At 61.7% G+C, this 15,231-nt stretch carries 10 protein-coding genes; all 10 read right to left on the bottom strand.

Annotated features, from left to right (window positions below; all coding sequences use genetic code 11):
* Nucleotides 1-18: 18 nt before the first annotated feature.
* Entirely contained in the window at nt 19-1,890 is a 1,872-nt protein-coding gene (locus tag MST27_RS20145; protein ID WP_243607711.1) for a di-heme-cytochrome C peroxidase, read from the bottom strand.
* Nucleotides 1,891-2,350: 460 nt separating this feature from the next.
* A complete protein-coding gene (locus tag MST27_RS20140) occupies nt 2,351-2,788 on the bottom strand; it encodes a hypothetical protein (RefSeq protein ID WP_243607710.1) in 438 nt (145 codons plus the stop codon).
* Nucleotides 2,781-5,114 carry a pesticin C-terminus-like muramidase gene (locus MST27_RS20135; protein WP_243607709.1) on the bottom strand — a complete coding sequence of 778 codons (2,334 nt, stop codon included), beginning with the start codon at nt 5,112-5,114 and terminating at the stop codon, nt 2,781-2,783. The genes MST27_RS20140 and MST27_RS20135 overlap by 8 nt, the downstream gene beginning before the upstream one ends.
* A gap of 44 nt (nt 5,115-5,158) precedes the next feature.
* Nucleotides 5,159-7,243 carry a type VI secretion system Vgr family protein gene (locus tag MST27_RS20130; protein WP_243607708.1) on the bottom strand — a complete coding sequence of 695 codons (2,085 nt, stop codon included), beginning with the start codon at nt 7,241-7,243 and terminating at the stop codon, nt 5,159-5,161.
* A gap of 19 nt (nt 7,244-7,262) precedes the next feature.
* Nucleotides 7,263-8,252: a serine/threonine-protein kinase gene (locus MST27_RS20125; RefSeq protein ID WP_243607707.1), complete on the bottom strand. Its 990-nt coding sequence runs from the start codon at nt 8,250-8,252 to the stop codon at nt 7,263-7,265.
* Complete coding sequence (locus MST27_RS20120) at nt 8,249-8,977, bottom strand: PP2C family protein-serine/threonine phosphatase (RefSeq protein WP_243607763.1); 729 nt, start codon at nt 8,975-8,977, stop codon at nt 8,249-8,251. Before MST27_RS20120 ends, MST27_RS20125 begins: the two co-directional genes overlap by 4 nt.
* Before the next feature lie 5 nt (nt 8,978-8,982).
* Complete coding sequence (gene tssM / locus MST27_RS20115) at nt 8,983-12,522, bottom strand: type VI secretion system membrane subunit TssM (RefSeq protein WP_243607706.1); 3,540 nt, start codon at nt 12,520-12,522, stop codon at nt 8,983-8,985.
* A 15-nt stretch (nt 12,523-12,537) separates the two neighbouring features.
* The gene (gene icmH / locus MST27_RS20110; protein WP_243607705.1) at nt 12,538-13,410 is read right to left on the bottom strand and encodes a type IVB secretion system protein IcmH/DotU; all 873 of its coding nucleotides are present in this window, start codon (nt 13,408-13,410) and stop codon (nt 12,538-12,540) included.
* A 5-nt stretch (nt 13,411-13,415) separates the two neighbouring features.
* Nucleotides 13,416-14,747 carry a type VI secretion system baseplate subunit TssK gene (gene tssK, locus MST27_RS20105; protein WP_243607704.1) on the bottom strand — a complete coding sequence of 444 codons (1,332 nt, stop codon included), beginning with the start codon at nt 14,745-14,747 and terminating at the stop codon, nt 13,416-13,418.
* The gene (gene tssJ, locus MST27_RS20100) at nt 14,744-15,229 is read right to left on the bottom strand and encodes a type VI secretion system lipoprotein TssJ (protein WP_243607703.1); all 486 of its coding nucleotides are present in this window, start codon (nt 15,227-15,229) and stop codon (nt 14,744-14,746) included. The genes tssK and tssJ overlap by 4 nt, the downstream gene beginning before the upstream one ends.
* Nucleotides 15,230-15,231: the final 2 nt, after the last annotated feature.

The following is a 15,231-nucleotide window of genomic DNA, read 5'->3' as shown; positions in this document are numbered from 1 at the left end:
GCAATTTCCTTTTGCAGATCAGAGGCAGGCTGGGCCGGGGTTGTAGGGGCGAGGCGGCAAGTCCTTCAGGCGCGATTCGAAGGACGGATTGCCGAGAACCTTGAGGTATTCCACCAGCGCCCAGCGTTCTGCGGGGGCCAGCGCGCGGCCAATCACGCCGTTGCCACGGCAGCCTGCCCGAAACTCGTGGCCCCGGTTGCTGTTGCCGGTGATCGAGGTGTCCAACAGAAAACCACCCTCGAAACCTTCGGTGCGGATGCCGACATGCCGGGGGTCGTATTCACGGCTACCGGTCCAGAAACGCGTCTGCCGCTCGGCGACCGGCGAGAGGAGCTGAAAGAGCGAGGGGACCGAGCCGTTATGCAGGAAAGGCGGTGTCGCCCAGATGCCATCCAGCGGGCGCGCCTTGTAGCCGCGCAGTTCCTGCACGCCGATGGGCAGGCCGAAGCCGTCGAACTCGGCACGTTCGTCTGTTCTGATGCCCGCGTCGCGATAGGCGCGCGCTTCGACATAGGCGGTGATATAGGCGAGCCCTTTGGCGCTGGACACCTGGGTCAGATCCAGCGGGTCCGATGTCTTGCCGAACAGGCGCACGTCCAGCCTGTCCAGCTCGGCCTGGGTCCAGCCAAGGCGGGACAGGTCGAAACGATGGTCCGCGATGTTGTCGGCCGTGGTCGGGTCGGTGCCGACCACAGTCGTGGAAATCACCGGCATGTGCCACTCCGGGTCGCGGTCGGGCGCGAAGCGCTTGGTCACCGGTTTGGGCTTGGCGTCGTGGCAATGAGCGCAATTCTCCCGGTACAGCGCACGCCCACGGCTGGCCTGTTCCACGTGGATGTTGCCTAGAATCGCTTCGGGCCATCGCGGGGGTGCCAATCGCATGAGCGTGGTTTCCAGCGTGTGCAGATCACGCACGCGGACCCCAGAGGCGTAGCGCTCGGCTTCCGTTATCGGCGCGCCGTTCTCGTGCATCAGTTGCAGCCGCGCGCCCACGCCCAATGCCTCACCGATGTTGCGCGCCATCGGTTGCATGGCCGAACCGTTCCACTGCACCCAGTCGAACTTCCAGATGTCCCACACTTGCGGATAGCTGACCGGCGCATTGGCAACGCGGTAATTCGCTGGATCGAGGGCATCGCCGAACACCGTATTTGCGATGCGACCGAACGCATCGGTACGGCCGAAGCCTTCTTCGGTGGGGTAGAGCCCGCGATGCCAATCGTTGTAGGCCGTGCCGAGCAGGCGGTCGAGCACCCGTTTGAAATCCTGACGCAACTGAGCGCGGTCGCGTTCGTAGCGTTCCCCAAGCACCCTTTGGGCGAAACGGCGGAACTTGAGTGGGTTGTAGTAGGTGAAGGCCATGCTCATGCCGAGTGCTTGGCCGAATGAGCCGCCGCGCAGCGTCGGTACAGTCGAAGCCAACGAGTGCATCGCGGCGCCACCGTCGATGCGAACGGCCTGCCCGTTGTAGCGCAGCTCGCCGGTGTGACAGGCCGCGCAGGTCACGTCCAGATAGGCGCGACCGGTCTCGTCGTCCTCGTGGCGGGCAAAACCGACCGGCAGGTTGCCGGGGTTCAGCGCGGTGGGTTGTTGTGCAGGATCGACCAGAAAGCCGAAGCGGGCAAGGTAATCGGGCGTGGCGAACCTGTCCTGACTGAAGGGCCGCTCCAGCGCACCAAACCAGTCGTACTCCAGCCCCTTAACCTGGGTGCCTTGCGGCGTGTAGTAATAGGTTTGCCGATCAGCCTCGCCCCATTGGTCAAGATAATGCAGCGCCTCGGGTGCTTCGTACTCTGGAAGGTTCGGGTAGACCACAAAATACAGCCCGATCCCAGCCGCTAGCACGGCCAATCCCACCAGCCCAAGCAGGGCGCATCGTAGCAATCGCATCGGTACATCCTTGTAGCGTCATGGCGAAAGCGCGTTTATGGCAGGGTTGCGGGGTGATGGCAATATGCCCCGAGCGCTAATGCTTACGATTGTGGATTCGTTGGATGCAAAGAGAATTTGCGCTTCAAATTACTATGGATCCTTCGGCGTCAAAGTAATCTAATGGATCAATAGACTGCTGTATCAAGCGAAGAGGCTGCCGTGATCCCGAACTAGGGAAAATAAAATGTTGGTGGTTTGTAAAAGCTAAGGCATTGAGAGCAGTGCGGCGACAAACCATAACTTTCTACTATGAATAAAAGCCCTGAGTCAGGATCTTCCAGCACATCGAACCAGCAGTCTGATTGACGCCTTGCCAAAGGCGAAAGTCTTAACATTGAGCGCTAATGGATTCCTTAAGTTTCGCTGTACGAATTTTTAAGCCTTCAATTAAGCTTGCAGCTGCTAAGCTTAACTTACGTCAATTAGCACTTTGAGGATCCGTGCATTTCATTTCTGACAACGCTTTGCCCTTGGCGTCGACAGTACACCTTTGGACATGCTCCCCTGGCTCTTCATTCAGAAGATAGTTAAAATCAAAACTGACGGCGCTGCCATGAAACTCTATTCTTGAAAAGCCTGCATATGAAAAATCATTTGCCAGAGACAGGCCGTTCATTTCACAAATATCCTTTCGTTCGACAACAGCCCAGTCGTCCTTAGGGTTTATCAGTTCAAGTCTAAGGCATGGATATGGCGACTCCGAATTGAATCGCGTATATTTGAATAACAGACCTTCAGCTCTCTTAGCATTAACTTCCACTGCATACCGATATACATCCGTATCGGCAACGGTATAAGCCGGCGCAACGCCTAATGCCAATGCAGCAAGCAACATATTCCAGCGCATACTATTCATCTATGTACCTTGATCTTCTTAAGAAACGATCACTGGGTAGGTTTTGTGGCCAATTTGATCGGTTTTTTATCACACTGCTAAATCGTGCAAGATCGTTGCTCGCCACATATTCTTGGAGCAGGGCGCGAATATCCGGCGTGTAATCTCCTCGGTAACGCAAGTCCACCAACATGTCCTTTATTTTTGGATGAAGCGCATCCCAATCTGTAGCTCCGTACGCTTCAATAACATCTCTCTTTTCACATATCCTTCTGACATCCTTCTCCATAAACTCATATACAAAGACAAACAAGTCATGCTGTTGCTTTCTTGTGATATGTGTAGATCTAATTCTTGCGGCTGCGGAGTTTAAATAATCACTCGCCTTGCTTTTAGTAAGCCCCTTGCCACCAGACAGCCAAGATAGCAGCGGTTCTGAAATACCAACGCACTCTAAATCATGTTTCACATTTGGCTGATGACCGACATCATAACCCCGACCTATGGTTACCCCGGAAGCGCCAACCGGAGGCCAGTGGGGCACCCTACTGAAAAAAAGAGAGTCTTCAATATCGTTCCCTTCAGCATCAAATGTTAGCTGCCCACGCGGAACTTTTAGCCACTTAAGGTCATTTTCATCGTCTATGAGCCTAAAGTTGTTCATTAATCCGATGGTCTGAATATGCCACGCTTCCCTGTCCTCACTAAAACCATGCTGCCCAACCAGTTCGCCCCACCAGCTCAACTTTTCGATCCGCTGCTTTTCCACCTCCCAAACAAGGTTCGGCTTTCCGGGCTCTTCCGCTAACAATGGATCGAGCTCATCCCACTTGTCCTTTTTCCAGAACCACTCACTTTCGTACTTGGTGATCAATTGCCCGAGCACTTGAGCGTGCCAAGGCTTGGCCAGGGCTGCTTGGATTTCAGTGCTGGTCAATACGCCATCCTTATCGGTATCGGCGATATCGTAGAGTCGAGCGAGCGTTACGATTGGGCCGCCATCGGCCTTGCTGATCTGGGCCCGGTAGTTGTGCTGTTCGTCTGCGCTCAGCAGGCCTTTGGCATTGAAGGCGTAGGCGAGCTTTTCGACGGGCGTTCCGGTTTCCTCGACGCACTGGAAGCCTTCCCACTCCCACGGACTGTGACGAGTAGTGATCAGCTCCTGCTCGGCGAGCCAGCCGTTGATGGGGTTACCGTTAGCGTCGGCGAACAGGCCGTCCAGCCGCCACCAGTGCATGGTGTTGTCAGCGCCGTCCTTGATCTGAATCTTTCTCGAAGCGGGGAGCCCATCCAACAGGGACTGCGGAATGATCAGGTCGACACCGATCTGCGTGCCGTCGTCATCCAGCTTGGGTGGATTATCGGCATTGATGTCGTCCCGGTGCGGAACCAGTTTGCTCGCACCTTTGTAGATCTTGAGCAGGGTTTTCTGGTCGTCCGGCAAGCGGCTGGCCCAGGCGCGGCTCTGCGCGATGAAAGCGGGCACATCGTCGCAGCTGAACAGTTCGACATGGACCATGTGCTGAGCGGCGCTGTCGTGGTTCTGGTACAGACCGGGATGGCCAATAAGTTCACCCGCCTTGATCGGCACTCCGCTGTTAAGAACGACTACCTTGTCGTATTCCGCTGGCTCGCTGTGCGGTTTGAGCAGGCTGGTGGACACATAGCCCGGCAGGTGCCCCTCGTCGTCAGCTGATAGGGCGGGTTGTGCCGTCCCGCTGACCAGACTGACCAGCTTGCTGAATTCGCCTTCCGCTCTGCCGATGGTGATCTCGGCACCTTTGGACAGCTCCGACAGCTTAGTGGTGCTCTTGCTCGGACCGGCGCGAACGCTCAAACCCTGGTTTTGCGTGTTGACGGTGTAGCGCCTGGTTTCCCAGAAGGCGGGGCGCGGCAGGTCCGGTTGCGCCTGGTAGCCCGCCCAGTCCAGCAAATGCATGTACAGGCTATACAGGGAAAGGCTTGGAGAGGTTTGCCCCTCAACGATGCTGCCGTCAGCGTTCTTCAATGGTGGCGGTTGCAGGCTGTGCTTGACCAGAACGAACCCCGTGGAAAAGGGTGCACGTTTGACCAAGGGAATGTCGTCGGTGAATTCGCTGACCGGGTAGCGCTCGTCGATGCGGTAGGCGATCACCTCTCCGTCGGCGATACAGCGCACGCTCGACTGGTCGAATGCAACGGCTGTGCCTTCGTCGAAATGCACGCCCCCATGCCATAAGCCGTTCTCGCCGGTGGGGTAGAACCCACCCTTGGCTTGCGCCATATGAGTAAGCAGCTGCAGCGCGTTGCAGTTGGTGTCCTTGCTGGGGAATGGGTATGCCCAGTTGATCGGCTTGTGTTCGGCCATTGACGTTTCCTTACTGTTCGAGCTGGCCCGATGGCCATCCTTGCCTAGCCTGAGAAGTTGAGCGAGCGCTTGTGTTTGCTGGCTACCTTGGCTCCCTCGCTTGGTGGTGCCTGTTCCAACAGGTGCCCCGCCTTATCGCTATCGGCCATTCCCGGCAACATCGGTGACTTGATCTTGATCCCCGAGCCCTTACCCGGCGCGCCGCCAGCGTTGATTCGCACCAGCGGGCCGGAGACGGTGATGCCGCCCGGGTCGAGCTTGATGAAGCTGCCGCCGGCTTTGAGGGTCAGTTCGACGCCGGCTTCGATGACCATCTTCTGCCCGGCCTTGAGGTGGATCTCGCGACCGGCCTTGGTCAGCTGGGCGGTGCCGAGCTTGATGTGCTGGGTCTGGCCGACGGTGAAATGGTCGTCGGGTTTGACTTCCACCTTGCGGTCGCCGGCAACGGTCAGGTGTTCTTCCGCGCGGAATTCGCTGTAGCTGTTGGCTTCCACCGTATCGTGGCGTTCATGACCGACGCGGATCTTCTGGTCGTGCTCGATGTTCTCGTCCCAGTCGCGCTGGGCGTGTAGGTAGATCTGCTCGGCGCCCTTGCGGTCTTCGATGCGCAGCTCGTTGTAGCCGCCACCGCCCGGTGAACTCAGGGTTTTGAACACCGTGCGGGTCTTGTTTGCCGGCAGGTCGTAGGGGACCTGGTGCTCCTTGTGGTCCAGGCAGCCGGTCACCAAGGGTTGGTCGGGATCGCCTTCAAGGAAGGTGACCAGCACTTCCATGCCGACACGCGGGATGGCGATGCCACCGTAGCGGTCGCCGGCCCAGCTCGAGCTGACGCGCAGCCAGCAGCTGGTCTTGTCGTCGGCCTGGCCGTGGCGATCCCAGAAAAACTGAACCTTGACCCGACCGTATTGGTCGCAGTGGATTTCTTCGCCAGCCGGTCCCGTGACCACGGCGCTCTGGCTGCCCAAAACGCGCGGTTTGGGGTGAGCGAGTTGCGGGCGGTAGGGCACGGCCCATGGTGTGGCGAGGAAGCGGTTGCGGTAGCCTTGGGTGAAGTTCGAGTCGCCTGGGGCACCCTCTCCCAGAGGGAGAGGGTGCTGTCCGCGGTGGGCAGGGGATGAGGTGATTGATTCCTCCAATACCTGCGGCTGCTTGCCTTCATGCAGTACGTCGGTCAGCAGCCACAGGTCATTCCATTCGCGGCGCGGGTGGTCCGAGATTTCCAGCAAATGACCGCTGACGAGCCTGGGCTGATCGCTGCGGCCTTTGGCCTGGCGGAAGTCGGCGCGGTGGCGTTCGAGGGTACGCTGGGCAAGGTGTTTGCCGAGCGAGCGGTCGGTGAAACGGCCCGGATAATCGTAATCCTCCAGCGCGAGCGGCTCTGTACTTAGGCGCTGCTCGTTATGGCTGGCTTCCATCACCAGGCGTGGTTGTTCGAAGTCGTAATCGCGCCGGCTTACCCGATTGGGTCGGGTTTCCAGGCGAACGGCGAAGCGTTTGATGACCGGCTCGTCAGCGACCAGACCGCTGTCTTGCAGATACGCGGTGGGCTGGCCAAGGCGGGGAAAGCTGGTCTGGTCATCACCGAATACCAGCACATGACCCTGGGCGCTGTGCTCGAAGTGGTAGTGGATGCCTTCTTCCTCGCACAGGCGTTGGATGAAGTGCAGATCGGTTTCGTCATATTGGGTGCAGTAATCGCGCTGCGGATAGACGAAGGGACCGAGCTGGAAACGATAGGCGTCTGCCTGAATGCCGTGGCCCTCGAGCACTTGCGCGACGATCTGCGGCACGGTCAGGTGCTGGAAGATGCGTTGGTCTGTGCGATGGGCGAGGTAGGCGAGCTGCGGCACCAGTGTCAGCCTGTAGCGGGTCAGGCGTTTGCCGGATTCACCCTGCGCGACGCGATGAACCAGGCCATGAATGCCATCGCCGGCGGGCGAAAGCGCGAGGAAGGCGGGGCGGTGGAGTAAGTCTTTGAGGTCGAGGTCGGCACGCTCGCTGACCAGCTCCAGATCGAAGCGATAAGGCTGGCTGATAGCCTCATGGCCGGTAAAGGCGAGCACCTGTAGATCGTGCTCAAGGTCCGTGAGGGTCAGGCTGAAATGGGTTTGATTGGCCGCGTTGAACATGGCGCTTCCTTGTGTCGTGTCATCGGGCCCGCCCAAGCCAGCGCTGCAGGCGGCTCGGTGCGGGGCGCAGAAATGCGTCCAGTAATGGGTGCAGGCTGGCGGCCCGCTCGCTGATGTCGAACGCCAGTGCGGCGCGCAGGGCAGGCCAGCCGTGTGCGGGGAAGGTCGGTGGGCATCGCAGCGCCTTGTCCAACGCCATCGCGCGAGCCTGCTTGGCACTGAGGCGGCGGAACGGATGCTGCCCGGACGCCAGTTCGAACAGCAGGCAGCCGAGTGCGTAGATATCGCTGGCGGCCGACGGCTCGGCCCCCTCGAGCAGTTCCGGCGCAGCGTAGCGGGTGGTCCAGGCCTTGAAACGCGTGCGCGACAGACGTGGCAGGTTTGCCAGCAGGCCGTCGATGGGCTGCCCGAGACCGTAGTCGAACAGGCGCAGGCCGTCATCGGCGAGGATCACGTTGCTTGGCTTGATGTCGCCGTGGATCACGCCACGGCTGTGCGAATACTCCATCGCCTGGAGCAGGGGCACGGCGATGTCCCGCAACGCTTGCCCCGCGAGGCCCTGCGGGTGTTCAGCAAGTAGATGGTCGAGTGTCGGCCCTTTGAGTAGCTCGAGGGTGATGAAAGCCCGTTGGCTGGCGGTGTCCACGTCGAAGCCGAACAGGCGCACCACATGGCGGTGGCTGAGCCGGGCCGTCAGGGCGAATTCGCTGTAGAGCAGTGCGTGCGCATCGGGGTATTCGGCGAACTCGTCACTCAGGGTCTTCAGCGCCACAAAGGGTTCCGGATCGCCGAACTGTTCGCGCAGCAGATCGCGTGCCCGGTAGACCGCGCCCATGCCGCCGACGCCGAGCAGCCGCTCGATCAGGTAGCGACCGGCAAGGATGTCTGGCAGCTCTCCAGGCGCGATCGACGGGGTCGGCGCCGCCGGTGCGCTGGACGTTGCCGCGCTGGCAGCGAACGCGAAGTAGGTCAGGTCCGAATCCAACTCGGCGCGTAACGGATCGGTCATCGGCGGATCACCACGGCGCTGAGGTTGTCCCGGGCCGGGCCTTCCAGCACGGCATCGAAGAGCCGCTGCAGGGCCAGGCTCGGCGACGGCGCATCAAGCGCCGCACCAAGGCTGTCCGGCGTCAGGCTCTGGTACAGCCCGTCGCTGCACAGCAGCAGGGTATCGCCCGGATGGACGTCGAACTCAAGGATGTCCAGCACCAGCTGCTCGCCGGCGCCGATGGCGCGGGTAAGGGCATGGGCGGCGGGATGACGTGCGGCCTGCTGTGGGCTCAGTGCCTGCTCGTCGATCAGCTGCTGCATCAGCGAATGATCGCGCGAGAGCTGATATAGCCGCCCACCGCGCCAGAGATAGCAACGGCTGTCACCCGCCCAGACGCAGGCCGCGCGCGCGTCGTCGATCAACAGCGCAACCACGGTGCTGCCGATCACCGGATCGGGTTGGTCGGCTGTTACCGTGAGGTCGTGTCCAAGGCGCCGGTTGAGCGCGTGCAGGCAGTGACGCAGGGCGATCAACCGCTCCGGCAGGCTGCCTTCAGGCAGCTCGGCCAGGTGCTCGACGATCAGGCGGCTGGCCAGCGCGCCGTTGTGATGCCCGCCCATGCCGTCGGCGACGACCCAGAGACCCTTCTCGGGCACGTTGAGGAAGGCATCCTCGTTACGGGCGCGGACCTTGCCGGTATCGGTCCGCGCCGCGCTGCGCCAGGTACAGGCCGGGCGTGTCATGGTCATCACAGGGTCGCCGGCAACTTGAAGTCACGCAGCAGCGCGATGTCGAACGGGTTCGGCGAGCGCTGGCTATGCAGCAGGAAGTTGGCCTGGCGACCATCAAGGTTGGCCTTGAGCATCAGGACGTCACGGCCACTGTGGTAGTCGACCTGCATCAGGTCCAACAGGCGGAACAGCGACCAGGGTCCGGTATTTTTCTCGATGCCCACGCGTCGCCCGCCCAGCTCTTCCACGACCAGGTTGGTGCGGCCTTGCTCGGCATCGGCCGGCCAGGTGAAGGCGGTCTGCAGGATGGGACCGTGACGGTATTCGAGATGCTGGTCGCCGAAGCGGAAGTCGGCACGGCCCAGGCTCGAGTCCAGCGAGTAGGGCTCAAGCTTGAAGCGAATCTGCGGCTCGTTGGGGTTTTCCGCGAAGAAACTGCGGCGGATCGTCTGCGCATGACGCATCTGCGCCAGGAATTCACGCGACAGTGGCAGCCCGCGACCATCGACACGGCGTACCTGATAGCCACCCGCGGTGCCGCTGACAAACGGCTTCAGGTAGCGCTCGAAAAACCCGTCGGCAACCCCCTGTGCCTTGAAGAATTCCCGGAAATCGGCAATAGCCACATCGCTCTGGCTGTTGGCGCTGAAGGGGTAACGCTGGCGCAGCGAGCCCTTGTAGAAGGCATAAAGCTCGCCCTGGTAGCGCTGGTTCAGGTAGTGATAGGCATCGTTGAGCACCAGCGACCAGCTGTCCTCGGCGAGCAGGCCAAGCCAGTTGCCGATCGGCTGGGGCAGGCGCGCCGCGCTGGCGCGCAGCTGGTTGATCGCGTCGCGCTGGCCACCCATGCGGGCCTTGGCCAGCTCGAAAGCCGCCTGATCGGGCGCGCTGGCGTGAGCCAGCCCGGCCAGCTGCAGTTGCAGGGCGTCGAGCGCCTGCAGGGTCGGAATCAGCTCGGCGCTGGGGCCCGCGTTCTCGTCCAGCAGCCGGTGCAAGGGTTCGAAGCGCCGTTCCAGGGTTTTGCGCGCGGTATCCGGCAGGTTTTTCGCCAGTGCCGCCTGCGTCTGCTCGGCGGCAGCCGAGGCAAGCCGGGCCGCTTTGCCGAGCTTGCCATTGGCGCCGTTGAGCGCCTCGGCCGCTTCCGCCGCGTCACCCGCAGCTTCTGCGGCCCCGGCGAAGCGCGTGTTGTCGCGAACTTCGACCAGCAGTTGCAGCAGCGGGGAGTTGGCGGCGGTCAGCCCACCGAGCAGCGTCGCGCCCTGCGCGGTGCCGGCGATGGGTTCCAGGTTAAGCTGCGCCACGGCTTCGGCCCAGTAATTGGCGTAGTCGCGGAAATACAGCTGCTCCATATCGACCATCAACCGGCCAAGGTCCTTCAGGCTGAGGCTGTCGCCTTCGCCCAATACCCAGTTGTCGCGCAGAATGTCCCGTACCAGGTCGCTGCCCTGGGCAACATAGAAGCTGTCATAGCCGTTGCGGGTGTAGAAGCCGGGAATCGCATAGTCGCTGCCGCCGAACAACGCGCCCTGCGGCCCGAGGCGCTGGCTGAAGCGATAGTCCGGCAGGCTGTGCGCTTGATCTCGCAACATGCGGTAGACGACATTGGCCAGCGATTCGCTGCGCAGCACCTGGCGTGCCTCGGCAACCAGCGGGTCGTTGAGCGTGTGCGGGGTGAAGCCTTCCTCGAGCAGGCGCTTGAAGTGCGTGTTAAGGCCATTCTGCGCGACGGCATTGCCGGCGTAGCGCAGCGACCAGTCGGCGGCCAGCCAGTCCTCGAGGAATCCGTTGTCACGTCGTTCAGCCAAATTGAGCATCAGGTAGGCGCGCAGGCTGCCCAACAGCCGCTCGCGATCGCCAAGGTTGGCCCGAATCTGAGCCTCGAGCTGGCGGGCGACACGTGGCAGGAGCAGGCGTTCGAGTTCGCGCCGGTAAGCCTGGTGCAGCGTCGGGTCGACATGTTCGCCCTGGTAGAGACCGCCGCGTTGCAGATAGGACACCTCGTTCTTGTCCGGGAACACCAGGGTTGCGGCGTAGCTGGTATCCAGTGCCTTGAGGATACGCAACGCATCGTCCTGTTCGGCGATACCGTCATGCTCCCCGTCCAACTGCTCGGCCAGGCTGCGCAGCTGCTCAAGACGCTCGTGATTGCCGGAGAAATTGTGTGCCCAGATCGCCCCGAATAGCGCCAGGCAGGCGAAACTCGCGGCATACAGGGCACGCTGGCCCCAGTCGATGCGTCGTACTTCCTTCTGGTCCAGTCCGGCCAGGTCGGCTTCGGGAAAGATGACCCGACTGAGCAGGTGGTTGATGAAGCGCGCCCGGCCGCTGCGGAAGGTCGGCAGTGCACTGCTCGACAGGCCGAGGTTGCGTCCGATACCGCTGGTCAGGGGATCGAGCGACCCTTCCAGCTGCGGCGCGCTGGTCAGATAGAAGCCGCGTAGCTGGCTGGCGCGCTGGTAACGATTGCCGGAAAAGGCGAGCTCGATGAACAGACACAGGCGCTCGCCGATCTGGCCGAGCTGGTGCGGAAAATCGAGGATGCGGCCACGCCGTTGGGTGTCGCGCTCCTGGTGCATGCGCAGGATGACCTGGCTGTTGAGCCGGCGCAGCAGCTCTTCGAATTCACTGCGGATCACGCCGACATCGGTACCGTCCTGTTCCTTGCGGAAACTGGCGCCAAGCACCTGGTCGCTTTCCTCGCGTGATAACTGATCGAAGAACTCGTCGAAGCCCAGGATGCTGTCCGCCTTGCTCAGCACCAGATAGACGGGAACATCGGCACCCAACCGTTGATGAATGTCATGCAGGCGCTGGCGACTTTGGCGCGCCAGGGTTTCGAGCTCGTGTTCGCTTGCATGCAGCAGCGATTCGACCGGGATGTTGACCAGCACGCCGTTGAGCGGGCGGGCGCGGCGACGGCGCAGCAGCTGCAGCAGTGTGTCCCAGGCTTTGGCATCGACCGTGGCGTCGGGCTGGGTCAGGTAGCGTCCGGCGGTGTCGATCAGCACGGCGTGGTCGGCGAAATACCAATCGGCATAACGGGTGCCGGAGACGTCCTTGGTAAGACGCTGGTTCTCGCCACGGTTGAGCGGAAAGTCCAGCCCGGAGAAGTCCAACAGTGAGGTCTTGCCGCTACCCTGGGGACCGAGCAGGAGATACCAGGGCAGCTCGTTGCGCCATCTTTCGCTGCGGCCACGGTACAGGCTGGAACTCTTCAGCGTGCGCAGTGCATCGCGATGACGCTGACGCAGGATCGCCTGCTCCTCGCTGATCAGGCCGTCGCGGCGCAGCCGCTCCTGAGCGTCGTCGTCACTGGCTTCGGCCTGCTTCTGCCGAGTGCTGCGCCAGCTGGCGAAGACCATGAACAGACCCCAGGCCAGGCAAAGACCGGCGATGGTCAGCAGGCGACTGGTCGCCGACTCCCAGAACTTGTAGTCGTCAACGGCCAGCAGCGGGCCGACGAACCATACCAGCAGGATGAGGATCAGCAGCAGGCATAGGCTCCATACCCAGGTCCTGCGGAAAAACGCGGCAAGCTTGCCGAAAAAATCCTTCATGGCGTCACGTCCTTGTTACGGCTTGGGCTCGACCTGCAGGGTCGGATCGGTGGATTGGTAAGGTTGCAGAACGGCGTTGCGCTGTTCGCCCAGTACCCAGGCAAAACCGGCATACAGCATGCCCAGGCAGGTCAGGGTGAAGAGCGCAACCATCCACCACGGGACGATGCGAACCAGGCGCCGGCGGGTGTCCTTGAGCCCTTGCCAGTGCGGCGACACTTCGCGGGGCACGTCGCCGCGAAGCTGGCGGATCTGCCGGTACAGGCTGTCGCGTACCGCTTCGAGCTCGAGCATGCCGCGTGGCATCACCCGATACTTGCCTTCGAATCCCAGCGACAGGCAGAGGTACATCAACTCCAGCATCGGCAGGTGTTTGACGGGATTGCGGGACAGCCGCTCGAGCAATTGGAAGAACTTCTCCCCGCCGAAGGTCTCGTTGTGGAACGAAGACAGCAGGCTCATCTGCGACCACTCGCTCTCATTGCCCCAGGGCGTGGTGACGACCGCCTCGTCGACGGCGGTGCAGAGCACGTAGCGTGCGGCCATGACCTGGCTGCTTTCGGCGCCATCGTGCAGGGCGCGATGCTCGAACAGTTTCAGCTCGCTCGACAGCCGCTGGTTGAGCGCCTGCAGGTCCTCGCCCTCGTAGCTGTGCTTGAGCCGCACGACTTCGGAGAGCAGCGAGGAGGCGGCCGCGACCAGGGGGTTGAGGCTGATATTGAAGGTCTCTGCCGGGCGCAGGCGCGCCGCGTAGATCATGCGTTCTTCGAGCTGCTCGAATTTGGGCGCCGCGCTGAAATCCGTCAGCGGGCTTTGCGCCGGGGCGTCGCCGTGGCGATTGAGGATGACGGTCTTGTCATCTTGTGCGTAGTCCATTTCTCTGATCATGTCGGTCAGTTCCTGATCGCCCAGAATTTCAGCTCAAGCCCGGAGAACTCCCCGGACACGTGGAAGGCGAAGCCGCCGGAACGCTCGAGTTGCGCCAGCTCCTCGGAACTGAGCTCGAGCGCAAAGTACGTCTTGCCGGCGTGGAAAGGGATCTGCCGTGGTGCCACCGGCAGCGGCTTGACCTTGATGCCGGGCAGGTGCAGGTTCACCAGCTGGCGGATCCGCTCCACCGGGCCGACCTTGAGGTGCGCCGGCAGGCGCGTACGCAGCTCCTCCGAGTCGCATTGGGCGCTGGCGGCGAGCACGAACGAGGCGCTGCCCAGCAGCTTGTGGTCATGCAGCGGCGAGACCTGGATGCCGTACTGACGCTGTTGCAACAGGAGTTCGATGGCGTGCTGCTCCAAGACCATCGACAACACCTGGCGGATCGCATCCATCAGCTTGCGGAACGACACGCCCTGGTCGTTGTGCAGGTAGCGACCCTCCAGGCGCGGACGCTTGGTCTCGCTCGAGAAGGTCGCCAATTCGCCAAGCAGACCCAGCAGTTCCCGATAGATCTGTTCAGGGTGGACTCGGTCGATGCCAAGGTAGTGACGCAGCACGGGTTCGTAGCGGTTGATCAGCTGCAGCATCATGAAGTCGCCCACCTCGGCACCGCCCACCTTGCCGGTGGCACGGATGCGCTCGGCGAGGATGTCGCCGCGGTGTCCTAGCATGCTGATCACTTCCTTGAGGCAAGACAGCAGGTAGCTCGACGCCTGGAAGTCGACAAAGGTCGGAATGTATTCCGGATCCAGGCTGATCACGCCGTCCGGTGTGGTGTCGAGGATGTCGCACAGCTTGAGCTTCACGTAGGCCTGATCGCTCTGCTGCTCGCCGAGCAGCAGGCGGAAGTCCGGCCTTGCAGTGCTGACCTGGCTGCTGCTCGTGTCCCCGGCGTTGGAGTCGGTGACCTCTTCATCGAAGGCGGTGTAGCGCGCCAGTACGTCCTTCTGCTCGGGGCGCCGGCACTCGATGTGATTGCCGGTGACCAAGGGCAGCGCCAGGTAGACCGGTGTATTGCTCGTATTGGGCGGTACATCGAGGGCGAGCGGTTCGCGCTCGGCACCGATCTCGAACAGGCTGCCGTCGGGCAGCAGGCCATTGGCCTGGCTCACCACCAGCTTGCCCATGTTCAGAAACTGACGGTCGATCTCCAGCTCGAAGAAACCCCACGCGTAATGACCCAGCTTCTGGGTGCGTTGCTTGAGCTGCGCATCGTAGTAACGGTCGTTCTGCTGGAAGTGCTGTGGGCGCAGCAGCATGCCTTCCTGCCAGACCACCTTGTTCATGCTCATCGCCCGGACTCCTTGGCGAGCGGGTCGACCGGCTGGATGCCGCGCTCGTCGAGGTGCAGCTCGACGCGGTTCTGGGCCCTGTGCCGGATGGGAATCACGAAGCGCCAATCCGACTCGGGGAGGTCGCGATACGCGGCCAGTACACCCACGTAGCGGCTGCCGTCCTGCACGTAGACCTTCAGGTCACGCTGCTCACCCGGGCGCAGTTCCAGCTCTTCCTGAATCACCAGGTCGGGTGCGAGGACTTCCTTGGGGCGTTGGTATAGCGAGAAGAAATCGGCGTTCTCGAAGGCCACCGGATGCTTGAGTTCGAGCAGACGCACCACGATTGGCGAGGGCCGGTCGTTGAGGTCGGGGTTGAGCCGATCACTACCGTGCAATGTCAGGTCCAGCTTTGTCAGGCTGGAATTGGGCGAGAGCGCCGAACAGCCGCCGACAAGAGTCAGCGCCGCTAGCAACGCAGCGGAAAAAAAGCGAGACATGG

The organism is Stutzerimonas marianensis (genome assembly GCF_022810315.1).
Classification (GTDB): Bacteria; Pseudomonadota; Gammaproteobacteria; order Pseudomonadales; family Pseudomonadaceae; genus Stutzerimonas; species Stutzerimonas marianensis.
The sequence above is the reverse complement of the archived record's forward strand: the minus strand, read 5'-3'. Positions and strand labels throughout refer to the sequence as shown.